At 75.2% G+C, this 22330-nt stretch carries 25 protein-coding genes; 10 read left to right on the top strand and 15 right to left on the bottom strand.

Annotated elements, in window-relative coordinates; all coding sequences use genetic code 11:
• Nucleotides 1-78 precede the first annotated feature (78 nt).
• Nucleotides 79-1419, top strand: coding sequence for a Trk system potassium transporter TrkA (gene trkA, locus F593_RS0107290; protein WP_022928103.1), 1341 nt, complete (start codon nt 79-81; stop codon nt 1417-1419).
• 35 nt (nt 1420-1454) lie between these two features.
• Nucleotides 1455-2921, top strand: a complete 1467-nt coding sequence (locus tag F593_RS0107285) for a TrkH family potassium uptake protein (RefSeq protein WP_157251650.1) — start codon at nt 1455-1457, stop codon at nt 2919-2921.
• Nucleotides 2922-2940: 19 nt separating this feature from the next.
• Here the strand turns inward: F593_RS0107285 and F593_RS0107280 are convergent, their stop codons facing one another.
• Nucleotides 2941-3975: an MBL fold metallo-hydrolase gene (locus F593_RS0107280; RefSeq protein ID WP_022928101.1), complete on the bottom strand. Its 1035-nt coding sequence runs from the start codon at nt 3973-3975 to the stop codon at nt 2941-2943.
• A 97-nt stretch (nt 3976-4072) separates the two neighbouring features.
• Nucleotides 4073-4558, bottom strand: a complete 486-nt coding sequence (locus F593_RS0107275) for a MarR family winged helix-turn-helix transcriptional regulator (protein ID WP_022928100.1) — start codon at nt 4556-4558, stop codon at nt 4073-4075.
• A 72-nt stretch (nt 4559-4630) separates the two neighbouring features.
• On the opposite strand from F593_RS0107275, the gene F593_RS0107270 reads away from it, so the two are divergent.
• The gene (locus F593_RS0107270) at nt 4631-5593 is read left to right on the top strand and encodes an EamA family transporter (protein WP_022928099.1); all 963 of its coding nucleotides are present in this window, start codon (nt 4631-4633) and stop codon (nt 5591-5593) included.
• A 2-nt stretch (nt 5594-5595) separates the two neighbouring features.
• Nucleotides 5596-6237, top strand: coding sequence for an NAD(P)-dependent oxidoreductase (locus tag F593_RS0107265; protein WP_022928098.1), 642 nt, complete (start codon nt 5596-5598; stop codon nt 6235-6237).
• A gap of 145 nt (nt 6238-6382) precedes the next feature.
• Here F593_RS0107265 and F593_RS0107260 read toward each other — a convergent pair whose 3' ends face one another.
• From F593_RS0107260 to F593_RS0107245, 4 genes are all read right to left on the bottom strand, one after another.
• Nucleotides 6383-7651: an MFS transporter gene (locus F593_RS0107260; RefSeq protein WP_022928097.1), complete on the bottom strand. Its 1269-nt coding sequence runs from the start codon at nt 7649-7651 to the stop codon at nt 6383-6385.
• Nucleotides 7648-8115 (bottom strand): MarR family winged helix-turn-helix transcriptional regulator, encoded by a 468-nt coding sequence (locus F593_RS0107255; RefSeq protein ID WP_022928096.1) that lies wholly within the window; start codon nt 8113-8115, stop codon nt 7648-7650. The genes F593_RS0107260 and F593_RS0107255 overlap by 4 nt, the downstream gene beginning before the upstream one ends.
• A gap of 142 nt (nt 8116-8257) precedes the next feature.
• Nucleotides 8258-8512, bottom strand: a complete 255-nt coding sequence (locus tag F593_RS29805; protein WP_157251648.1) for a hypothetical protein — start codon at nt 8510-8512, stop codon at nt 8258-8260.
• The gene (locus F593_RS0107245; protein ID WP_022928094.1) at nt 8505-8972 is read right to left on the bottom strand and encodes a hypothetical protein; all 468 of its coding nucleotides are present in this window, start codon (nt 8970-8972) and stop codon (nt 8505-8507) included. The genes F593_RS29805 and F593_RS0107245 overlap by 8 nt, the downstream gene beginning before the upstream one ends.
• Before the next feature lie 305 nt (nt 8973-9277).
• Here F593_RS0107245 and F593_RS0107240 point away from each other — a divergent pair, with 305 nt between their 5' ends.
• The 4 genes from F593_RS0107240 to F593_RS0107225 all read left to right on the top strand — a co-directional run bounded on the left by F593_RS0107240 (nt 9278) and on the right by F593_RS0107225 (nt 11848).
• A complete protein-coding gene (locus tag F593_RS0107240; RefSeq protein ID WP_157251646.1) occupies nt 9278-9664 on the top strand; it encodes a hypothetical protein in 387 nt (128 codons plus the stop codon).
• Nucleotides 9658-10302, top strand: a complete 645-nt coding sequence (locus tag F593_RS30300) for a hypothetical protein (protein ID WP_022928092.1) — start codon at nt 9658-9660, stop codon at nt 10300-10302. The genes F593_RS0107240 and F593_RS30300 overlap by 7 nt, the downstream gene beginning before the upstream one ends.
• A gap of 83 nt (nt 10303-10385) precedes the next feature.
• Nucleotides 10386-10946: an RNA polymerase sigma factor gene (locus F593_RS30295; RefSeq protein WP_022928091.1), complete on the top strand. Its 561-nt coding sequence runs from the start codon at nt 10386-10388 to the stop codon at nt 10944-10946.
• On the top strand, nt 10943-11848 hold the full coding sequence (locus tag F593_RS0107225; protein ID WP_022928090.1) for a hypothetical protein: 906 nt from the start codon (nt 10943-10945) through the stop codon (nt 11846-11848). Before F593_RS30295 ends, F593_RS0107225 begins: the two co-directional genes overlap by 4 nt.
• A gap of 229 nt (nt 11849-12077) precedes the next feature.
• Here F593_RS0107225 and F593_RS0107220 read toward each other — a convergent pair whose 3' ends face one another.
• Nucleotides 12078-12932: a S1 family peptidase gene (locus tag F593_RS0107220; RefSeq protein WP_022928089.1), complete on the bottom strand. Its 855-nt coding sequence runs from the start codon at nt 12930-12932 to the stop codon at nt 12078-12080.
• Between the two features lie 146 nt (nt 12933-13078).
• On the opposite strand from F593_RS0107220, the gene typA reads away from it, so the two are divergent.
• On the top strand, nt 13079-14923 hold the full coding sequence (gene typA / locus F593_RS0107215; protein ID WP_022928088.1) for a translational GTPase TypA: 1845 nt from the start codon (nt 13079-13081) through the stop codon (nt 14921-14923).
• 20 nt (nt 14924-14943) lie between these two features.
• Here typA and F593_RS23255 read toward each other — a convergent pair whose 3' ends face one another.
• Entirely contained in the window at nt 14944-15507 is a 564-nt protein-coding gene (locus F593_RS23255; RefSeq protein WP_084629642.1) for an OmpA family protein, read from the bottom strand.
• The gene (locus F593_RS0107205; protein WP_157251642.1) at nt 15504-15941 is read right to left on the bottom strand and encodes a hypothetical protein; all 438 of its coding nucleotides are present in this window, start codon (nt 15939-15941) and stop codon (nt 15504-15506) included. Before F593_RS0107205 ends, F593_RS23255 begins: the two co-directional genes overlap by 4 nt.
• Nucleotides 15942-16305: 364 nt before the next feature.
• On the opposite strand from F593_RS0107205, the gene F593_RS23250 reads away from it, so the two are divergent.
• On the top strand, nt 16306-16578 hold the full coding sequence (locus F593_RS23250) for a DUF3253 domain-containing protein (protein ID WP_022928085.1): 273 nt from the start codon (nt 16306-16308) through the stop codon (nt 16576-16578).
• 94 nt (nt 16579-16672) lie between these two features.
• On the opposite strand, the gene F593_RS23245 is transcribed toward F593_RS23250, so the two are convergent.
• The 6 genes from F593_RS23245 to F593_RS0107170 all read right to left on the bottom strand — a co-directional run bounded on the left by F593_RS23245 (nt 16673) and on the right by F593_RS0107170 (nt 22223).
• Nucleotides 16673-16879: a DUF6458 family protein gene (locus tag F593_RS23245; RefSeq protein WP_022928084.1), complete on the bottom strand. Its 207-nt coding sequence runs from the start codon at nt 16877-16879 to the stop codon at nt 16673-16675.
• A 74-nt stretch (nt 16880-16953) separates the two neighbouring features.
• The gene (locus F593_RS23240) at nt 16954-17949 is read right to left on the bottom strand and encodes an SDR family NAD(P)-dependent oxidoreductase (protein ID WP_022928083.1); all 996 of its coding nucleotides are present in this window, start codon (nt 17947-17949) and stop codon (nt 16954-16956) included.
• Nucleotides 17950-17983: 34 nt separating this feature from the next.
• Nucleotides 17984-18580: a dihydrofolate reductase family protein gene (locus tag F593_RS0107185; protein WP_022928082.1), complete on the bottom strand. Its 597-nt coding sequence runs from the start codon at nt 18578-18580 to the stop codon at nt 17984-17986.
• Between the two features lie 146 nt (nt 18581-18726).
• On the bottom strand, nt 18727-19155 hold the full coding sequence (locus F593_RS27920) for a cupin domain-containing protein (RefSeq protein WP_022928081.1): 429 nt from the start codon (nt 19153-19155) through the stop codon (nt 18727-18729).
• Nucleotides 19156-19189: 34 nt separating this feature from the next.
• A complete protein-coding gene (locus F593_RS27915) occupies nt 19190-20821 on the bottom strand; it encodes a VanW family protein (protein WP_022928080.1) in 1632 nt (543 codons plus the stop codon).
• Between the two features lie 304 nt (nt 20822-21125).
• Nucleotides 21126-22223, bottom strand: coding sequence for a zinc-binding metallopeptidase family protein (locus F593_RS0107170; RefSeq protein WP_022928079.1), 1098 nt, complete (start codon nt 22221-22223; stop codon nt 21126-21128).
• Between the last annotated feature and the right edge of the window lie 107 nt (nt 22224-22330).

Below are 22330 nucleotides of genomic sequence, written 5' to 3'. Positions count from 1 at the left end.
GGCGCGTCGGCGGCCCCGTCGCGGTCGCTCCGAGCGCTGCGGCGCCGTCCGCCCGCCGCATGGGTCATGCTCGTCCGGATGCGTGCGCTGATCGTCGGAGCCGGTGAGGTCGGGTGGTACCTCGCGGGCCGCCTCGCCCGGGAGGGCCACGAGGTCGTCGTGATGGACCAGAACCGCGAGCTGCTCCAGCAGCGTGCGCGAGCCGGCCTCGACGTCCGCATGGAGCGGGCCGACGGCGCCAGCCCCCGGGATCTCAACGAGCACCGCGCGGGCGACGTGGACCTCTTCGTCGCGGTGACGGCGAGCGACGCCACCAACCTCATCGCGTGCCTGCACGCGCGCGCCCAGGGCGCCCCGCGGACGATGGCCCGCGTGCGCGACGCGGACTACTACCCGCCCGGCGAGGACACCGCCACGGACATGCTCGGGATCGACCTGCTCGTGTCCCCCGAGCTCGCCGCCGTCGGCGACCTCGAGTCGGCGCTGCGGATCCGCGGCGCGGTGCGGGTCGAGTCGTTCGCGGACGGCCGGCTCTCGCTCGCGGAGTGCATGGTCACGGACAACTCTCCCGCCGCCCGGCGTTCCGTCGGCACCCGTCCGCACGCGACGCACTCGAAGATCGGCGCGCTGCTGCGCGACGGCCGGGTGCACCTGGCCACGAAGGACTCCACGCCGCTCCCCGGCGACCACCTCGTGGTCGCCTGCCACCGCGACGAGCTGAAGGAGGCGTGCCGCGAGATCGACCCGGACGCCCGCCAGGTGCGACGCGTCGCGATCTTCGGCGCGGGCCAGATCGGCGTCTCCCTCGCCGCCCGGCTCGCCGCCCGCGGCCGCGAGATCGTGCTGCTCGAGGCCGACGAGGCCCGCGCCCGCGAGGCCGCCGAGGTGCTCGACGACCGCTCCATCGAGGTGCTGTGGGAGGAGGGCGCCTCCGAGACGGCGATGCGCGAGGCGGGCGTCGACACCTGCGACGCGTTCGTCTCGTGCGCCGGCGACGACCGCGCCACCCTCCTGGCCTGCACCCACGCCGACCGCCTGCAGATCGGGCTCGTCCTCGCGGTGCTCTCCCGCGAGGAGTTCGCGCCGCTCGCCGAGGCCCTGGGCGTCGACGGCATCGTCGCGCCGCGCCTCGCCGCCGCCGAGCGGATCCTGCGCACCTCGCGCGGCACCGGCGCGCAGAAGAGCACGCTGATCGTCGACGGGCTCGAGGCGCTGGAGTACAAGATCGCCGACGACAGCGACCTCTGCGGCCGCCCGATCGCCGCCTCGCTCCCCCACGACACGTGCCTCACGGCCGTCGTGCGCGACGGCGCCGTCAGGTTCCCGGGCGAGATCGACCGCTACCAGCGGGGCGACATCGCGCTCGTGCTCGCCACGGGCAACGGGGCCCAGAAGCTCGCCGCGGTGCTCGGCGGGTGAGCGCGCTCGCCCGCCTGCGCCGGACGCGCCTCGGCATGCCGCGACGCCCCCGCATCGGGGCGCGGATCGGCCCGCTGACGCGCCGGGCGCTCACCGCCGGCTTCGTCGCCCTCGCCGTCGCGGCGCTCGTCTGCACGATCACCGCGCTCGTCTCGGACGGCCGCTCCGTCGGCGCCTTCGCGAGCGCGACGGTGGTGGCGGGACTCCTCGCCGCCGGGCTGCGGAGCACCTGGGGCGGGCGCGCGATGCCGCCGCCGACCGGCCGCGACGGCCTGATGGCCGCCGGGCTCACCTGGGTGGCCACCAGCCTCTTCGCCAGCGTCCCCTTGTACCTGTCGGGCAGCTTCCCGGGCGTCGCGGCCGCGATCTTCGAGGGCACCAGCGGCATCACCACCACCGGAGCCACCGCGCTGGTCGAGGTGGACGGGCAGCCCAACGCCGTCCTCCTCTGGCGGTCGATGACCCACTGGATCGGCGGGATCGGCATCGTCGTGCTCCTCGTGGCCATCGCCCCGGCCGCGGGCGGCGCGGCCCGGCGCGTCCTGCTGGGCGAGACGAGCCGCGCGCAGGAGGAGACCGTGGCGCCGCAGATGATCGACACGGCGCGCATCACCGCCGGCATCTACCTGACGGTCACGGCCGTCGCGTTCGTGCTGCTGCTGATCACCGGCGTCACGCCGTGGGACGCCGTCAACCACGCGATGTCGGTGGCGTCGACCGGCGGCTTCTCGACCCACACCGCCTCGGCCGGCGCGTTCGAGTCGACGCCGACGGAGATCGTCCTGACGCTCCTGATGCTCGCGTCCGGCGTCTCCTACGTGCTGTGGTGGCGGCTCATCACCCGGCGGGGCCTGGGCGTCCACGCCACCGAGCTGCGGGCGTTCGTCGTCTTCGTGGTGGCGATCGGCGTCCTGCTCGCGCTGAGCGCCCAGGGCAGCGAGGCGCCAGGGACGATCTTCGACGGCATCTTCACCGCCGCCTCCATCACGACGGGGACCGGGTTCACGACCGCGGACCCCGACGCGTGGGGCGAGGAAGCCCGGCTGCTCGTGCTCATCGCCACCGCCTCGGGGGCGATGGTCGGCTCCACCACCGGCGGGTTCAAGGTGCGCCGCTGGCTCACCATCGGCGGCGGCATCCGCTCCGAGATCCAGCGGCAGATCGCCCCGCAGCGCGTCGTGGTGGTGCGCATCGGCGGCCGCCCGGTGTCCGACGACGCGGTCCGCGCCGCCTTCGGCTTCATGGCCGTCGCCTCCGTCGCCCTCGTCTTCGGCACGGGCCTGCTGGCCGCCTGCGGGCTCGACCTGCTCTCCGCGTTCTCCGGCGCGCTGGCCTGCCTGTTCAACGTCGGCCCGGCGCTCGGCAGCCTCGGCGGCGTGGAGTCCTACGCCGAGGTGCCCGACGCCGGGCTGCTCGGCCTGAGCGCCCTGATGCTGCTCGGCCGCCTCGAGCTGTTCACGATCCTCGCGCTCTTCACCCGCGGGCTCTGGCGCGCGCGGTAGGCGGGGCCCCGTCCGGCGCTCAGACGGCCACGAAGCGCACGACGCCGTCCCGCCCGGCCCCCAAGACCGCGACGCGCCCCTCCGCACGGAGGAGCCCCAGGCTGCCGAGGATCCCGCTCATGAGGACGTGCGCGAAGCCGTCCGGGGCCCGAGGCCACCGCTCGCGGACGATCGCGGCGGCGGTGACGGGCGCGGCGTCCATACGGGCGAGCAGCCCTGCGGCATCGCGCTCCTGCCGCGCCAGGTGGCGGGCGACGACGCCCGCGTGGTCCCCGAACGCGGCGCCGTGGCCGGGGAGGACGACGTCGAGGCCCAGCGCGGCCGTCGCCCGGAGGGAGTCGCGGTAGCGGACCATCGCGGCGATGTCGTCCCCGGGCGGGTCCGGCGGCACCTCGCCGTCCCCGCCGGGCAGCGGCCGGTCGCGGACGGGCACCGACGGCACCGCGCCGAGCAGGTGGTCGCCGCCGAAGGCCAGGCGCCGCTGCGCGTCGACGAGCAGCACGTCGCTCTCGCTGTGCCCCGGACGGTGCAGCACCTCGAGCGTCCGGTCCCGCAGGGTCAGTCGCGCGCCGGCCGTGAGCGGCACGGTGACCGCGCACGGCTCGGCGACGCGGTGGAAGCGCGCCCAGCCGTCGACGTTCGTCGTGACCGTGGCGTCGTCCCACCCGTGCCGCCGGAGGACCCCGGCCATGTACGCGCGGTCGCGGGCCGCCTCCGCGGGGAAGTCGCCCAGGTACGGAGCGATCGGGGCGAGCGCTGCGACCTCGGCACCCGACCGCCGGACGACCTCGGCGGCGAGCCCCAGGTGGTCCGTGTGGTGGTGCGTGAGGACGACGAGCCCGACGTCCTCCAGGCGCCGACCGGCGGCGCGGAACCCCGCCTCGAGCCGCTCGACGGCCCCGGGGGTCCGGGTCCCGGCGTCCACGAGCGTGAGCGGGTCGTCGTCGATGATCCACGCGTTGACCGTGCCCATCTCGTTGGCCGCGGAGAGCTCGACGCGGTGCAGGCCGGCAGCGGCGGGCGCGAGGAAGGCGTCGTCGGAGGTCGCGGCCATCAGCCCAGTCTTCCAAGGACGGTCCGACCGCCGCCGCCTCGTGAACGAGGATTCACCGCGACGGCGACCCGCGACGGCGACGCGCACCCTCGCCGGCTCACTCCAAGGACACGAGCAGCGCGCTCAGCAGGGTCGCGAGCTCGGCCCGCTGCTCGTCCGAGAGGGCGGCGAGCAGCCGCTCCTCCGTCGCCAGGTGGTCCGGCAGCGCCCGGTCGACGAGCGCCTTGCCCTCGTCGGTCAACGCGACGTCCGTGCCGCGTCCGTCGGTCGGCCGCGGCCTGCGGACCACCAGACCGCGGGCCTCGAGGCGGTCGAGGCGCTGACTGATCGCACCGGAGGTGACCATGGACGAGCGCGTGAGCGCCGTCGGCGACAGCGCGTAGGGCGGCCCGGCCCGCCGCAACGTCGCCAGGACGTCGAACGATGCGTGGTCCAGGCCGTGCTGCGCGAACGTGCGGGCCGTCTCGGCCGCGAAGCGCCGCGAGACCCGCGACACCCGGCCGACGACCGCCATGGGCGAGACGTCCAGGTCCGGACGCTCCCGCGCCCACTGGTCGAGCACCCCGGCGACGTGGTCGGTCATGCCCGCACCGTACCGATGTCTCAGCGCTGAGCTTGTTAGCTCAGCGCTAAGACAGTCTGGTACGTTGGCTTAGTGCTAAGAGATCGCCTCCCCACCACCCTCCTGCTCACGGCGGCGGCCCCGGCGGTGTGGGGCACGACCTACGTCGTGACGACGGAGGCCCTCCCGCCCGATCGCCCGCTGCTCGCCGCCCTGCTGCGGGCGCTGCCGGCGGGCCTGTTGCTCGTCGCGCTCACCCGCCGCCTGCCGTCCGGCGACTGGTGGTGGCGGTCCCTCGTGCTCGGGACGCTGAACATCGGCGCGTTCTTCGGCCTGCTGTTCGTCGCCGCCTACCGGCTTCCGGGGGGCGCCGCCGCGACCGTCGGCGCGGTCCAGCCGCTGTTCGTGGCCGTGCTCGCCGTGGGCCTCCTGGGCACGCGGCTGCGGCCGCGGACCCTGGCGGCGACCCTGGTCGGCATGGTCGGCGTCGGGCTGCTCGTGCTCCGCGCCGACGCCCGGCTGGACCCTCCGGGCCTCGCGGCCGCGCTCGGCAGCGCGGCGGTGATGGCCACGGGCGTCGTCCTGAGCAAGCGCTGGACCACCTCGGCACCCGCGCTGGCCGTGACGGGCTGGCAGCTCACGGCCGGCGGCCTCGTCCTGCTGCCCGTCGCCCTGCTGATCGAGGGCGGGCCGCCGCCCACGATCACGACGCTGAACGTCGGCGGCTACGCGTACCTCTCCCTCGTCGGGACCGCCGTCGCCTACGCGTTGTGGTTCCGCGGGCTGCGCGGGCTGCAGCCGACGAGCGTCGCGTTCCTCGGACTCCTGAGTCCGCTCGTCGCGACCCTCGTCGGCCTCGTCGCCCTCGGCGAGTCGCTCAGCCCGGCACAGGTGTTGGGCGCCCTCGCCGTGGTCGGGGCCCTGGTCGCGGCCCAGACGGGCCTCCCGCCCCGGCCCCAGGACCCGTCGCTCGACCCGCGCTCGCCCCGGACCGCCCCCACGGCCGACGGACCCGGACCCCTTCCCGTTCCCCCCACACCCCTCGAGAGGACCTGATCATGCGCATCTCCATCATCGGTGCCGCCGGCCACGTCGGCCGCCGCGTCACCGCGGAGGCCGCTGCCCGCGGCCACGACGTGACCGCCGTCGCCCGCGACACCACCCGACTCGGCGACCTGCCCGCGGGCGTCACCGCGCGCGCGGGCGACGCGGGCGACGCCACGTTCGTGGCCGCCCTCGCGGCCGACCACGACGTCGTGGTGCTCGCGATCCGTCCGGGGCCGGGGCGCGAGGGTGGGCTCGCGGACACCACCCGAGGGGTGCTGCGGGCCCTGGACGGCCTCACCGCCCGCCTGCTCGTCGTGGGCGGGGCAGGCGGCCTCACCGTCTCCGGCACGTCCACCCGGGTCGTGGACGACCCGCGCTTCGTCCCCACGGCGTGGCGCGACATCGCCCTGGGGTCCGTGGCCCAGCTCGACGCCTGCCGAGCGTCCGTGGGGGTCGACTGGTCCGTCGTCTGTCCGCCCGCGATCCTCGAGCCGGGGGAGCGCACCGGCCAGTACCGGCTCGGCGGCAGCGAGCTCCTCATGGACGCCGACGGCGTGTCCCGGATCGCCACGGAGGACCTGGCCGTCGCCCTGCTCGACGAGGCCGAGCACCCGCGGCACCGCCGCGGGTCGTTCACGGTCGCGGCGCGCTGACGGGCGGGCGTGCGCTCCCACCGGTCGGGTGCCCTCGGGGGCTCGACCGGCGGCGCGATGCTCGGCCACCCCCAGCGGGCTGCGCGACCCAGGCGTGGGGGCCCTGGCTGGCGGCACCGCGGGTGTCCGCGGCGGGTCGAGCGCCCTAGGCGTGCCGGACCACGCCGGCTGCCCGCGGGGGCGCAGCCGCCTCGGACCCGGCGGCCCGCGACGCCACACGCCGGTAGGCCCAGGCAGCACCCCCGGCCGCGGCCAGGGCGGCGAGGCCACCGATGGCCATGCCCGTGCGCGGTCCCGCCCATCCCGCGATCCAGCCCACCAGCGGCGCGCCGATCGGCGTCGACCCGAGGAACACGAGGGAGTAGAGCGCCATGACGCGGCCCCGCATGGCGGGGTCCACCTGCAGCTGCAGCGTCGAGTTGACGCCGGCGGAGAACGTGACGGACGCCATGCCCAGCAGCACGAGCGGCAGCAGCTGCAGCGGGAGGGTGGGCGCGAACGCGGCGAGCAGCTGGAAGACCCCGAACAGGGTGGCGGAGCCGACCAGCAGCCGCGGGGTGATCTCGCGGCGGTTGCCGGCCACGAGCGCTCCGACGACGGAGCCGACGGCCATCGTCATCGTCAGCAGGGTGAACGTCGTCGCCGTGCCCTTCCAGGTCTCGTGCGCCATGAGCGGCAGGACGATCTGGAAGTTGAAGGAGAGCAGCCCGATCACGCCCATCATGGCCAGCGGGATCAGCAGCGCCGGCGCCCCGCGGACGTAGCGGACGCCCTCGCGCAGTGCGCCCTTGTGCCGGGCGCTGCGGGGCGCCTCGCCCATCTGCGTCGGGTCGAGCCGCAGGAGCGCGACGATCATCGCCACGAAGGAGAGGGCGTCGACGACGAAGCACCAGGCGATGCCGACGACCGCGATCAGCAGGCCCGCGATACCCGGGCCGATGATTCGCGAGCTCTGGATGACGACGCTGTTGAGCGCCACCGCGTTCACGACCCGCTCCGGGCCCACGAGCTCGATCGGCAGCGCCTGGCGCGCAGGGTTGTCGATCGCCATCGCGGTGCCCCGCAGGAACACCATCACGTAGATGATCAGCGGGGTCACCGCGCCGGCGAAGGTCGTCACGGCGAGCACGATCGCCGGGATCATCAGACCGATCTGCGTGCCGATGAGCAGCCGCCGCTTGTCGACGCGGTCGGCGAGCAGGCCGCCCCACGCGCCGAACAGCATCAGCGGAAGGAACTGCAGCGCGGCCGTCAGCCCGACGGCGAGCCCGTCGCCCGTGAGCTGGACCATGAGCCACATCGCGGCGACGTTCTGGATCCAGTTGCCGGAGACGGACACGACCTGCCCGGCGAAGTAGCGCCGGTAGTTCGGGACGTGCAGCGAGTCGAAGGTGCGGTGGATGGCGCGGGTCAACGGCGCTCCTCTCGGTCGGGGTCCTCGAGCACGCGCTCGAGGAGGTCGGCGGCGCGGTCCAGGACGGCGCGCTCCTCGGGCTGAAGCGCGGCGATCCGCTCCGCCAGGAACGCGTCCTTGCGGGAGCGGACCTCGCGCAGGTGCTCCGCGCCGGCCTCCGTCGCCGCGACGCGGAACGAGCGGCCGTCGTGCGGGTCCCGCTGCCGGGCGACGAGCCCCTCCTCCTCCAGCCGCGCCACCAGGCGGGTGGCGGAGGGACGCTGGATGCCCTCGCGCTCGGCGACCTCGCTCGGCGTGAGGGGACCGAACCGCTCGATCGTCGCGAGCGCGGCGCCGAGGGACGGACCGAGGCCGGCGCTCGCCTCCGTCCGCAGGCGCCGCGCGGCGCGCGTGATCACGAGCCGCAGGTGCGCGGCGATCTCGGGGGTGCCCTCGCGGGCCGGGACGGTCGAACTGGTTTGCACTGCTAATTACTTTAGCAAACCAGTTTGGGGTCGCCCAGGGGTCCGCACGCGGCGGGACGGGCGCGCGCCGCGTGCGGACGGTGGTGGGGTGTCGCCGGCCGGGGGGATCAGCAGCCGACGACACCGGGGTGGCCCGGGGGGATCAGTCGGGCCGGCCGAGCAGTGACCGCGCCAGGCGGCCGGGGAGGGTGCGGAGCGGTCGACGCTTCGCTGTGCGCTCGAGATGCCCCTCGAGCTGCTCGACGTAGTGGTGCATCGGCTGCTCGCTCGCCATGGGCGACCAGCCGTTGCCGTCCACGACCGGGAGGTCGGTCGGCTCGACGCCCTGCCAGGCGGAGCGCGGTCGTGGAAGGGGTGATGACCGGCGTCCCGCCGGCGCGCTGACGCGCTCAGCCACGCGCGTCCTCGGTGCGATGCGCACGCCAGCTGCGCGGGGCGGGGCGCCGCGAACGGGGGCGCTCGGCCAGGACGTCCAGGACGTCGAACGGGCCGAAGGCGAGGGTCGCGTACTCCACCCGGTCGCGCACGTCGAGCTCCACGTGCGGGACGCGGCGGGAGCTGAGGGCGCGCTGGAGCCGGCCGCCCGCCCGGGTCTCGCGCGCCAGCTCGGCGCACGCGAGGGCGTGGAGCCAGGGGGCGGCGGTCTGGCGCGTGGCCCCGACGCCGTAGCGCCCACGCAGCGCGGCGGCGAAGACGGCGGCGGTCAGCTCGGCGGCCCGGGTCGCGTCGACGTTGCGGCGCGCGTAGAAGGCGAGCACGCTCGTCGCGTGGCGCCGGTAGAAGGCGATGAAGGTCGCGTCGGGGTGCTCCGTGTCGGCCAACAGCCGCGCGTCGTCCCACGTGTGCCGCTCGTCCATGCCCCCTGTTCGCAGCAGGATCCGGATTTGTGACCGCGGCGCCGAAAGTCGTTCATCGGCCGCCGGCCGAGAACCTGAAGATGACCATCCACGCCGCTTCGCGCGCGCGGCGGCGGGCGCCCGCTCGGCAACATTCCGGCCACGATTCGCCCGGATCCGTCGGACGTTCGTCCGCTCGGAGGGACAGACACAATGCCATCCGTCGACAGAACCGCACGTTCGTCGAGTTCTGCGGCTCGGGGCGTTTGGAGGACCCTACTTTCGTCCCCGCACGTGACCCCCAGTCTCCGATCAGAAAGCCCCAGATGACCATCTCGACTTCCCGAAGGCTGCAGCACCTTCTGGTCTTGGCCGCCTCGACCTTCACGCTCGTGCTGGCCGGAGCATCCACGTCGCACGCGGCGTACGACGAGTTCGCCTGCTCCTTGCCCTCCGGCCACGGCTGCGCCGGTCAGCGGCATTCGCTCCGGGCCGTCTCCGTGTGGAACGACACCAACACCTGGGTGGGCGCGGGCGCCAGCCCGACCGGCTCGTTCGACAACCTCACCGCCGGCGGGGTCCTGTGGGGCCCGGGGTACACGTGCAAGGGCTTCACGGGCGCGCTGCTCTACCCCCTCATCGTGAACGGCGCCTCGCAGGCGCTGCGGATCGAAGGACTCTCCTCCTACGGCGAGAGGACCGAAGGATGCTGACGCGTCGAGTCACCACGCTGCTCGCGACGACGAGCACCGCTGCCGTCCTGGCCGTCGGCGGATCGGCCATCGCGTCGAACGGCGTCGACGACGCCCCCGTCGCCTCCCCGTCGCCACTGGCGATGACGCCGGTGATCGGAGCCATCGAGCCGGCGCAGGCCGCCGCGTTCCAGGTGATGCGTCGCCCCCAGCGACCGAGCGACGCCATGCCGGCCGACATCGCTGCGGCCATGGCCGGGCCGAGCCGCTTCGGCCGCAACGCCGGGCTCTCCCGCGCGATCCGGACCCCGACGGGCAAGGGCTGGGTCGTCCCGGGCCGCGGGGTGATCTGCCTCGTGGTCCCGGACGCCGCCGGGGTCTACGGCACGACGTGCCAGACCACCGCCGCCGCGGCCGAGGACGGCGTGACCCTGCAGCAGGTCGGGTCCGACGAGTCGTCGAGCTCCACGCTCCTGCCCGACGGTGGCACGCTCGTCGTCACTCAGGACGACGCCTCCACGGACGTCGTCCAGCCGGACGCCTCGGGCGTGGCGTCCGCCGATACGACCGACGCCGAGCGCGTCACCGTGGTCTCGGAGGACGGCCGGTCCACGACGCCGGTCCCCGAGCCCGACGGTACGGTGGCCCCGACGGGCTGACCCGCGCGGGATCCGGCGGCCGTCGCCGCCGGATCCGCGGATCGCCGGTCACAGATCCGGCGTTCCGCGCGAAGTACCCCACAGTGAGCCGCGAGAGAGATCGCAGCGACGAAGCCCTCGTCGCAGAGAAGCGCCTCGACCGCGCGACCCCCGCCTTCGCGGAGTTCTACGCGCGGTACGAACCCGCCGTGCTCGCGTACCACCGTCGGCGCGTCGGCCTGCCCGAGGTGGCGGCCGACCTGACCGCGGAGACCTTCGCCCGGGCGCTCGCGTCCCGGTCGCGGTTCAAGCCGAACCGGGGCACGGCCGTCGGCTGGCTCTTCGGCATCGCACATCACGTCCTGGTCGACAGTGCCCGTCGTGGCACCGTCGAGCAGAAGGCCAGGGAGAAGCTCGGCATGGCCCGCATCGAACTCGACGACACGGACCTGGCCCGCATCGACTCGCTGGGCGAGGACGACCACCTGCACGACGCGCTCGACGCGCTGCCGGTCGAGCAGCGCGAGGCGATCATGGCCCGCTTCGTGCACGAGGAGAGCTACGACGAGACGGCCGAACGGCTGGCGCTCTCCTCGAGCGTCATCCGCAAACGCGTCAGCCGCGGGCTCACCCGCCTGCGGCAGGACCTGGGAGACATCGCATGATCCTGCCGCAGCTGCAAGAGGCGCTCGTCGTCGCGAGCGACCAGATGGTCGCGCGCCGGCGCCGCCGCACCCAGCGGTTCCGGCTCGGGGTACTGACCTCGGCCGCCGTCGTCTCCCTCGGGGGCGGGGCCGTCGCCTCGCAGTCGCTGTGGGCTCCCCTGCTCGGCTGGGAGGACGGCAACCGCGCAACGGTCTCCCGGGGCGCCGTGCCGGCCGCACAGACGTCCATGCTCGGAGTGCTGCGGCGTCCGCAGGAGCCTGGGGATCGCGGCCCCGCGGCGCGCTCCGCACTGTCCTGGTTGTCGAGCCGCTACGTCGGCGTGAAGCTTGAGGGCGTCCGCGTCGTGCCCGCACCGGACGGCACCTCCTCGGTGGTGGTGCCGGTGGCGACCGTGCGCGGTCGGGCCGTCGACGCGCGCACCGCCACGAGCGCCGACGCGCTGTGCCTGCAGATCGCGCTCCGCGATCCGACCGCGGATGACGGGGGCCGACAGTGCTACTCCACCGCCGCGCTCAATAGCGGTGAGGCGGTGCTCGTCGCCGGCCAGACCGTCCGCGGCCTCGTGCCCGACGGCGTCTCGCGCGTCCGCTTCCACCGTCCGAGCGGCGGCGCGTACGACACTGCGGTTCGAGAGAACGTCTTCGTCGCTCCCCTAGCCGCCCTCGCGGGCACGGATCACGTCTCATGGCTGACGTCGACCGGCGCCACGAGGCGGTTCGCGAACGGCACCACGACTCGCGCGATGACGCTGCCCGTCGTCACCGTCCGCACCCCCGCCGGAATGCACGACTGCGGTCGCTCGCGCGGCGGGGTCGTCCCGAAGCGGATCTCGTGCGGCGCCGAGTCGAAGCGGTACCGCCCGGCCCTCGGGGTGCCGCAGGCCCCCTCCCAGAAGCCGTGAGCCCGCACGGCTCGTCGCCCCACCGACAGACGCCGGCGTTCTCGACGGGCGCGCCGGGGGCGAGCAACGTCCCCGCGGGTCCCGGACGCCGGGTCCGTGTGCCGCGCCATGACCCCCATCGCGGTCGGACGACGCCGCCAACCCCCACCCGCCAGCCGCTTCCCGGGGCTGCCGGGCGCCCACGCCCCTGACCCTCGGCGGCGCGGGGCCGTGTCGGCCGCCGCCTCCCCTAACGGGCCGGCGGTCCCGGCTCGAGCGGCTCGGGGATCCGCCGCGTGGTCCAGCCCGGGTCGGCGGCCCGGATGAACGCCAGCTCGGCGGCGGCGCGGGAGAAGACCTCGGGGTCGCCGCCACGGACGCCGCAGGCCACGCCCCAGGAGTCGACGCCGACGATCACCTGGCGGCCCGAGGGGGTGCGGCGCAGGAGCGGGGCGCCCGAGTCGCCGTTGCATCCCGAGGCGTAGGGCGCCCGGCCGTCCGGGTCGCCCGTGCAGAGCATCACCGCGGGGCGGTATTGGTTGCCCTGGCCGGCCGCCGCGCGATCGAGCCCGGTCCGGCAGGCACCGTCGGCGAGGACGACGAGCCGCACGGAGCGCAGCACCCCGAAGTTCCCCGGGCGGTCGGCGTCGCCCGTGCCGAAGCCCACGAGCGTGACGTCGGCACCGGGGCGCACCGCCCGGCCGGACACGCGCAGCGGTGTGACGCGGGTGGTGGGCGCCTCCAGCTCGACGAGCGCGACGTCGCGGTACGGCTCGGCCGGGATCTCCGGGGTGAGGTACTGGAACCGGGGGTGCCGGGCGATGCGCGACACGCGAAGGCGCTCGCCCCCGACGAGCACCGACGTGCGGCCGGGCACAACGTGGCTGGCGCAGTGCCCGGCGGTGAGCAGGCGGTCGGGCGCCACCAGCGTGGCGGTGCAGGCCTGGGCGAGCGTGACCACCGCCGGGTGGTCGGACCGGTCCTCCGGCGTGCCGGCGATGATCGCCCCGGCGGGCGTCGGGGCGGCCGCTCCCGCCACTCCCAGTGCGGCCGCCGCGGCGAGGGCAACGGCCACGCCGCGGGGCCGTGCGGTCGCCACCGTCATGGACGCGAGCGTACTGCGGCGACCGGCGGCGCACGTCGGGAGGAACCCGCAGACCTGCGCGAACTACCCGCAAACGCGGACGCTGTCAAGCACCGGCGGACGGGGTCGGGTACCCCGAGGCCCGCGGTCCGTATCCTTCGTCGGGAATGCCTTCCGCACGTACAGACCTCCGAACCGTCGCCATCGTCGCCCACGTCGACCACGGGAAGACCACCCTCGTGGACGCGATGCTGCGTCAGTCGGGTGCTCTGCACCGCGGCGAGGACTCCGACCGCATCATGGACTCGGACGACCAGGAGCGCGAGCGCGGGATCACGATCCTCGCCAAGCACACGGTCATCCAGTGGCGTGACACGACGGTCACCATCGTCGACACCCCCGGCCACGCCGACTTCGGCGGCGAGGTCGAGCGCGGCCTGGCCCTCGTCGACGGCGTCGTCCTGCTCGTCGACGCCGCCGAGGGCCCGCTGCCCCAGACCCGCTTCGTGCTCCGCAAGGCGCTCGAGGCCGATCTGCCCGTGATCCTCGTGGTCAACAAGATCGACCGTCCCGACGCGCAGATCGAGCAGGTCGTCTCGGACGTCGAGGAGCTCTTCCTCGAGCTCGACGCGAAGGACCACCAGCTCGAGTTCCCGGTCCACTACGCGATCGGCCGCGACGGCCGCGCCGGCCCCCGCCCGGACGAGCTGGCCGACGACCTCTCCCCGCTGCTCGACGGCATCCTCGAGGCCATCCCGGCCCCGACGTACGACCCGGACCACCCGCTCCAGGCGCAGGTCGGCAACCTCGACGCCTCCCCGTACCTCGGCCGCCTGGCGATCTCGAAGATCGCCCACGGCACGCTGCGCCGCGGCGAGCAGGTCCTCTGGGTCAAGCGCGACGGCACCGAGACCAAGGCGAAGGTCGGCGAGCTCTTCAAGACGGAAGGCCTCGACCGCGTCCCCGCCGACGAGATCGGCCCGGGCGAGATCGCGGCCATCGCCGGCTTCGCAGACATCGAGCTCGGCGACACGCTGACGAGCATCGAGGATCCGCGCCCGCTGCCGCCCATCACCGTCGACGAGCCCTCCCTCGCGATGACCATCGGCGTGAACACCTCGCCGATGGCCGGCCGCGAGGGCGAGAAGCTCACCGCGCGCATGATCGAGGCCCGCCTCGAGGCCGAGCTGATCGGCAACGTGTCGCTCAAGGTCGAGCCGACGGAGCGCCCGGACACGTGGGAGGTCCACGGCCGCGGCGAGCTGCAGCTGGCCGTGCTCGTGGAGAACATGCGCCGCGAGGGCTTCGAGATGACGGTCGGCAAGCCGCGCGTCCTCGTCCGCACGAAGGACGACGGCAAGCGCGAGGAGCCCTACGAGGCCGTCACGATCGACACCCCCGAGGAGTACCTCGGCGCGATCACGCAGCTCATGGCCGAGCGCAAGGGCCAGATGCTCGGCATGTCCGGCCACGGCACCGGCTGGATCCGCATGGACTTCCGGATCCCCGCGCGTGGCCTCATCGGCGTGCGCACGGAGTTCCTGACCACGACCCGCGGCGCGGGCATGATGCACTCGATCTTCGACGGCTGGGGCGACTGGGCCGGCGAGATCCGCTCGCGCCAGTCCGGCTCGATGGTCAACGATCGCTCCGGCAAGATCACGGGCTACGCCGTGATCTCGATGCAGGACCGCGGCGACCTCTTCGTCTCCGTCGGCGACGAGGTCTACGAGGGCTCCGTCATCGGCGAGAACAAGCGCGCCGAGGATCTCGACGTCAACGCCGTCCGTGAGCGCAAGGTCACGAACATCCGCTCCGCCACGTCGGAGGAGCTCGTCAAGATCGTGCCGCCGCGCGAGATGACGCTGGACCAGGCGCTCGAGTTCATCGCCGACGACGAGTGCGTCGAGGTGACGCCGAAGAACGTCCGGCTGCGCAAGAACATCCTGAACACCTCCGAGCGCCAGAAGTTCGCGAAGCAGAAGAAGCGCGGGGACGCCCCGAAGGGCTGATCCCCGCGGGCCCGGCCGGCTCACGGCCGGGCCCAGCGCAGCTCGACGCGCCGGTTGCGCGCGCGAGCCGCCGGATCGTCGTCCCCGCCGGGCGTCGTCTCCGGCGCCACGGGGTCCGCGGAGCCGCGCCCCGCCGTCTGCACCCGGACGGCATCGGCCAGCGCGCCGCGCAGGACGTCCGCCACCGCCCGCGCCCGCTGGCGCGACAGCCGGCGGTTGTACCCGTCCTTCCCCAGCCCGTCCGTGTGCCCCACGACGCGCAGCGTCCCGGTCCGCCGCCGGCCGGCCCGCGCCACACGCAGGACCTGACGCCGCCCCGCCGGCCGCAGCACCGCCCGGTCGAAGTCGAACAGCACGTCGGTTGCGAGTCGCTCCGTGCCGTCGCGCGTACGTTCGTTCATCGGCACGATCGCCCCGGGCCCGCCCAGCGCCCCGACCGGCCCGGTCAGCGGTTCCACGGAGTCCGCGAGCTCGCGCGCGGTGGGCACGGCAGCGGCCGTCGGGACGAGGAGCAGCGCTCCGGCGGCGACACCCAGCACCGCGCCCCTGCGGGTCCCCGGGCGGAAGCCTGCGACCGTCCTCATCGGCGCGTCACCGGGACCTCGCGGAAGATCGGCCAGCTGCCGATCTGCACGTCCATCGCCTCGACGTCCGGCGGAGGCGCGGCGAACACCCAGCTGGCGTCGATGGGCCGGCCGTCGGAGACGTTGCCGGCGTAGTTCATGCCGGCGATGGCCTCGCCCTCGTCATCCTGCAGCGGCAGATGCCGGCGCAGGTGCTGGACGTCGATGAGCTGCGCCGAGACGAACTCGCTGTTCGGACCGGGGTTGAGCTCGTAGAGCGTCGGCCCGCCCGTGGCGTCGCGCGCCCGCCCCCACCCGCGGGGGATGGCGGTGAACCGCAGGGTGGCGGTGCGGCCGCGGACCGTGAGCCCGCGGATGAGCAGGTCGACGGTGACCCGCGTCTCCGCGGTCGCGTCCTCCGGCAGGGGTCCGTACACCCGGCGACGCGCGACCACGTCGCGGTCGTCGCTCGCCCCGGCCCACCGTGCCGATCGGTCGCCGGTCGGCACCGCTCGGGCCGCCGTGGGAGCGGACCGCCCGGCGGTCGCGGTCGCCGTGTCCCGGCCTTCGTCGCCGCCACAGCCGGCGACGGCGAGCCCCACCAGCGCGACGCCGAGGGCGACGGGCCGGCGGCGGCAGGGCGGCGGGGGATCGGCGTGGTCGTGGGCAGGCCGTGGCATGGAGGCGACGCTACGGGCGTCGTCGTTGCACGTGGGAGCCCGGCTGTACCGGATGGGCACCGGATCCGTGACGACTTCGTGCCGGACCCGCGCCCCCACCCGCCCCGGAGCCGGGGTGGCACGGCGCTACCCTCGATGCGTGGCCACCCCGCCGGACGCCTCCATCACCGACGCCCGCATCCGCGAGACGATCCACGCGCTGCTGGACGCCCGCCGCGAGGGCGCGACGATCTGCCCGTCCGACGCCGCGCGGGCCCTCAGGCCCGAGGGGGACTGGCGCGCGCTCATGGACGACGTGCGGCGGGTCGCGGGGGCCGAGACCGAGGAGGGGCGGCTCGAGGTGCGCCAGCAGGGGCAGCGCGTGGACCTCGGAGCGGTGCGGGGCCCGATCCGCCTGGCGCGGCCCGACTAGCTCGGCGCCCGGCGACCCGCTCGCGCCCGGACCGCGAGCCGACGCGGCGTGCGCGGGGCCCCCGGTTCCCCGACACGGTGCCCCGGCAAGTCGGTCAGTAGCCGGCGGGCGGCCCCGCCGGCGGCACGGGCGGCTGGCGGCGGCTGAACATGATCGCCAGGCCGACGATCAGGCCGACGACGCCCACGACCATCAGGATCACCCCGACGGTCTGGATGTCGACCCCGGCGACCGTCGCGGTGACCGCGAACTTGAGGATCGCGCCGACGGCGATGAGGAACAGGGAGCTTCCGATGGTCACGGTGGCGTGCAGGTTCCCATGTCCGCCCGACGTCACACCTGGGCGGCTGCGCCGGACGCCTGGGCGCGGGGACGTCAGTCCGGCGTGTTGCGCCCGAACCGCCGCCGCAGGGCCCGCGACTCGCGATCCATGCGCGGGATCAGCCGGTGTCCGAGGACACCCATCGCGGTCTCCCCCGCGCGGCTCGTGAGCACCGGGCGCGTCCACCGCAGGAGCCCCAGGCCGGCCGGCACCATCGTGCGCCGCGACCGCGCGGCGAGTCCCGCGGCCAGCGCGGCCGCGGCGCGCTCCGGCGTCGTGGTGGCCCGCAGCGGCCACGGGAGGCGACGGCGCAGCAGCGCCAGGCTCGGCATGAGCTCGTCCACGTCGCGCACGAGGTCGGTGTCGACCCAGGAGAGATAGGCGCAGCCGACGGTCGCGCCCGTGGGCCGCAGCTCCTGCGAGAGCGCGTCCGCGAACGCCTCGACCCCCGCCTTGCTGGCGGTGTAGGCCGCCATCCCGGCCGTCGGTCCCAGCGCCGAGGCGGAGGAGACGACGAGCACGTGGCCGCGGGCCGCCACGATCGGGTCCAGCGCGGCACCGACGGTGCGCACGACGCCCTGGAGGTTCACGTCGATCGTGCGCAGGAGGTCCTCCGTCTCCGACCCGGCGACCGTGCCGAGGTTCACGATGCCCGCGTTGGCCACGACGACGTCGAGGCCACCGAAGCGCTGCACGGTCCCGGCGACCGCGGCCCGCACGGCGCCGAGGTCGCGGACGTCGGCGACGAACCACGCGTGCCGGCCGGCTCCGCGCGGGGCGCTCGCGGCCCCGACGGCCGCGTCCGCGGTCGTCGGGGCGACGTCCGGAGCCCCGGAGGCGTCCAGCGCCCCCGCGGCGTCCGGAGCCCCCGCGGCATCCAGCTCGGCGGCGAGGGCGGCCAGCCGTTCCTCCTCGAGGCCGACGAGGGCGACGCGCGCCCCGCGGCCGGCGAGGTCGCGGGCGAGGGCGGCACCGATCCCGCGGGCCGCCCCCGTGATCAGGACCCGGCGCCCGGCGAGGTCCCTCAGCGACGGCGTGCGACGGAGCATCGCCCCGGCCTCGCAGGCCGGTGCGCCCCGTCCGTCAGCGGACTACGCGGAACCACAGCCGCGAGGGCCCGACGTCGCCCGGGCGAAGCGGCTCCAGACGCACCCGGCCTCCGCCGGGGCGGGCGAAGAGCGGCGTGCCCTCGCCGAGCAGCACGGGCGCGATGAAGACCAGCACCTCGTCGAGCAGCCCGGCGTCGACGCACTGGCGGGCGACGTTCGCCCCCAGGACGTTCACGTAACGGCCACCGGCCGCCTCCTTCGCCCGGCGGACGGCCGTGTCGAGGTCCGTCGCGAAGGTCACGGCTCCGTCGGCCGCGGCGGTCGGGTCGCCCCCTCCGGCGCCGCCGGTCCCTCCGGCGGGGGCGTCGTCCGGGGCCGGCGGGTCGTGCGTCAGCACCACGGACGGTCCCTGCCATGCGCCGCCGAACGCGCCCTCCTTCTCCGTCCCGCGGTTCGGGTCGTCGCCGTCGAACGTGCGCCGACCGATCAGCAGCGCGCCGATCGACGCCATGAGGTCCTCGACCTCGGGTCCGGGGTCGCCCAGGTGGTCGGCGAGCCACGACATGTCGCCGCCCGGTCCGGCGATGTAGCCGTCCAGGGACATGGTGGCGGAGTACAGGAGCGTGCTCATGGGGGCCTTCGGTCGGAGGTGCCGTCACCCCTGAGACGTCCGCAGGCGCTCCGGCTCATCGCGCGGCCCCGGGGGGCCGGGGAACACCGTCCGGCCGGGCGGAGCCCTCGGAGCCGCCTCGTGTGCCGCCCGCGGGGGGCCCTCCCCTACCCGCGCCGCTCGGCCTCGGGCAGGTCGTCGGGGAGCGGCACGTCGGCCACGTCCTGCGGCTCGCCGTCCCAGTCGTGGAACGCCTTGGCGTCGCGCGGCTCGTGGTCGCCGGAGCCCCCGAGGGCGAGCAGCGAGACCCGCTCGGGTCCGCGGTTGACGAGCTGACGGCGCACGTGCGGCGGGATCCGGACGAGCTCGTCGGGCCCGAACTCGCGGTCCTCGCCCTCCACCACGATCGTCAGGCGGCCGGCGAGCACGAGGTAGACCTCCTCCTGCTGCTCGTGCAGGTGGATGCGCATGCGCTGTCCAGGCTCGAGGAGCATCTGGTTGATCCCGAAGCTCGTGACGCCGAGGGGCTTCCGGAGCCGGACGAAGCGCTCCGGGGCGGTCTCCTGCAGCCGGGCGGTGGTGATCTCGTCGCTCATGGGCCGACCCTAACGGCCGGCGACCGCCGCGCCGCTACTCCGTCTCGCCCTTCTGCTCCTTCTCGTACCGCGTCGTCAGCGGCTGCGAGGCCTTGCGGCCGTCGGCGTAGCGGACGGTGCGGGTGACGGTGATGGAGAAGTCGCCGCCGTCGGCCGCCTGCCGCTCGCCCGCCTTGGCGCTCACGCGGCGCCCGCCGTTGTTCCCGTAGAGCGAGACCGTGACGCCCGCGTCGTCGTATGACGTGCGGACGAGGACGGGGGCGTCCGTGTCGTTCGTCCAGCGCAGGTCGATGTCGGGGAAGTTCAGCGTCGACTCGCGGCCCGGCGGATAGCGATCGATGTAGAGGCTGTGCGCGCGGTAGGCGTCGAGCTGCAGGCCCGCGAAGTACGCGGCGTTGTAGATCGTGGTGGAGAACTGCGAGACGCCGCCGCCGACGGAGGGCTCGATCTTGTTGTTCGCGATGAACGGGGCCTCGACGTAGCCCTTGGCCTTCGTGCGCTCGCCCGTGATGCCGTTGAGCGAGAACGTGCCGCCGACGGGGATCAGCGTGCCGTCGACCGTGCGGGCCATCTGCCGGATGTTCGTGACGCGCGGCTGACCCGCGACGTACGGCGTCGTGAACGTGCCGATGAGGTACTTGACCTTCCGCGCGGCCGCGGTCGTGACGTCCGCCGGCTTGCTCTTGCGGGGCACCCGGACGGTGTGGCGGCCCGTGCGGACGGCGGCGCGCACGCGCGAGGCGAGGCGCTCGCGGTCGACCTCGCGCCCGGAGCGGGCGGGGCGCACGGAGACCGAGACGCGCTTGGGGGACCACGAGACGTCGCCCTTGTCCGTCAGGCTGCCCGCGGTCGCGGGCGCGCTGACCCGCGCGTTGCGCGCCTGGCGTCCGCCGTTGCGCACGACGCGGTCCAGAAGGGCGCTGAGGCCCTCCCCGCCGGCCCCCAGACGCGCGCGGCGGCCGTCGTCCTGGCTCTCGAGGGCGAGGATCTCGGCCGTCTCCCCGGCGGAGAGCTCGATCGGCTTCCCGGCGCCCGTGAGCCGCAGGCCCCCCTGCAGGTACTCCTCGGCGTCGGCCGCGATGGTCTGCAGGCGGCCGGCCGAGACCGCGGGGACGGCCTTCAGCGGCACGTCGATCGGGCCGCGCCGGCCCGCCAGCAGCTCACGGCGCACCAGGTCGCGCAGGCGGTCGGCGTCGATCGTCCGGCCCGGGCGGGGCTTCGTCGTCGAGACCTCGAGCGTCTCGTCGTCGACCCGCAGGGTGCCGGCGAACGCGTCGCGGCTGACCCGTGCGGCGACGCCGTCGATGGCCTTGGCCGTCCGCGCGTCGTCGAAGCGCGCGCGCACCGGGACGTCGCGGGTGGAGACGAGCCCACGCAGGGGCCCGACGACCCCGCCCCGGCCGGCCCGGACGGCCGCGTCCGCGGTGCCCGACAGGTCGATGGCGTACCCCAGGTCGGAGGCCTTGACGCGCAGGAGCCTGCCGTCGGCCCGCAGGAGGACGGTGCGCTGGGCGGTGAGCACGGGCCGCAGCCGGCGCGCGATCGTCGTGGCGTCGGCGCCCGCGACCTCGATGCCCGCCACGCGGGTCCCCGGCAGCGCCTCGTTCGCGTGCGTCGTCTTCACCCCGATCGACGTGAGCAGCACCGCCAGCACCACGAGCAGCACGAGCGAGACGGCCAGGATCCGGCCGTCGACGGGCAGCCTCCGCGGCGGGCGGCCCCCGGAACGCGAGGTCCCGGCGTCACCCGGGCGCGGGGCCCGGGGTGCACCGGGAGCGGGGGCCGCGGGGCGCGGACGGCGGGCGGGGCCGGCGCCCGCCCCGGACCCCTTCGGGGGGACGGGACGGGAGGGCCGGGGACGACGGGGTTCGGGCATCTCTCGCGTCTGACGGTAGCCCGCCGCCCCCGCCGACCGCGCTGCCGCGGCGATCCTGCACGGCGCCTTGCGGGAGCGGGGTCACGGCCCGCCCCTATCGCCCGGCCGCCAGCGCCACCGCGCGGTCGACGAACGCGAGCTTCTCGACGACCGGGGGCGCGAGGACGAACGGGTAGAGGTCCTCGTTGCCGAGGCTGCGGTTCAGGGCGTTCAGGGCGTAGGAGAGCGGAAGCCACTGCTCGAGCGCCTCGGGGAACCGCCCCACGCGCGGCGCCTCGATGCGCCCGGCGAAGGTGCCCGCCGGGTCGGCCACGTGCTCGGGCCCGGCCACCGCCACCCGGTACGACGCCGCGGTCTGCAGCGCGTCCCACAGGTGCAGGTAGTGCGCGAAGGTCTCCGCCCAGTCCTCGGCGGGGTGCATCGTGGAGTAGGCGCTCACGTGGCGTGCGGGCCAGTCCTCCGGCGCGCCCTGCGCGTAGTGGCGGTCCAGCGCCGCGCCGTAGTCCTCGCGCTCGTCGCCGAAGAGCTCGCGGGCCCGCTCCACGAGGGCCCGGTGGTCGTCGTCGTCCGGGGCCAGGGCGCCCTCGACCAGGACCGTCCAGTACCAGTGGCCGACCTCGTGGCGCAGGTGCCCGAGGACGGTGCGGTAGCGCTCGTGCAGCTGCAGGCGCATCGTCTCGCGGTGGGCGTCGTCCTCCTCGGCCAGGTCCATCGTGATGACCCCGTCGGCGTGGCCCGTGGTGACCGGGGCGTTCGCGCTCGAGAGCAGCTCGAAGACCAGCCCGCCGTCCGTCCCCTGACCGTCCACCACCGGCAGGCCGAGCTCCCGCAGCTCGAAGATCAGCCGCCGCTTGGAGCGCTCCGCACTCGCGAACCGCTCCAGGCCCTCCGCGTCGCCGTCCGCCGGACGGGTGCGGGTGAGGGTGCAGCTCGCGCACAGCTCGCCGTCGGCGGCCGCCAGCCAGTTGCAGCCGATGAGCTCGGCGTTCGCGCAACGCCAGCGCTCGACGGGCGCGTCCGTGTCGCCCGGGACGACCTCGACGCCGTCGCCCTCGTGCTGGGCCACCCCGGTGCGGAGCCCGACGATCTCGGCCGCCCCGGGGTCGAAGGCCAGGTCGGCCCCGCAGTGCAGGCACAGCGAGCCTTCGAACGTCACGAGACGACGGCAGACGGAACAGGCGAAGGCGCGCACGGCTACAGAGTGCCCGGCGCGGCGGGCGGGCAACCGGCGGCCGCGCGACGGTGGGCCTCGGGCGTCGCGGCACCGACCGTCGGCCGACGGGGGGGCGCCCGGACCGG

Origin of the sequence: Patulibacter americanus DSM 16676, from assembly GCF_000420025.1 — a bacterium.
In the GTDB taxonomy this organism is placed as follows: Bacteria; Actinomycetota; Thermoleophilia; order Solirubrobacterales; family Solirubrobacteraceae; genus Patulibacter; species Patulibacter americanus.
The sequence above is the reverse complement of the archived record's forward strand: the minus strand, read 5'-3'. Positions and strand labels throughout refer to the sequence as shown.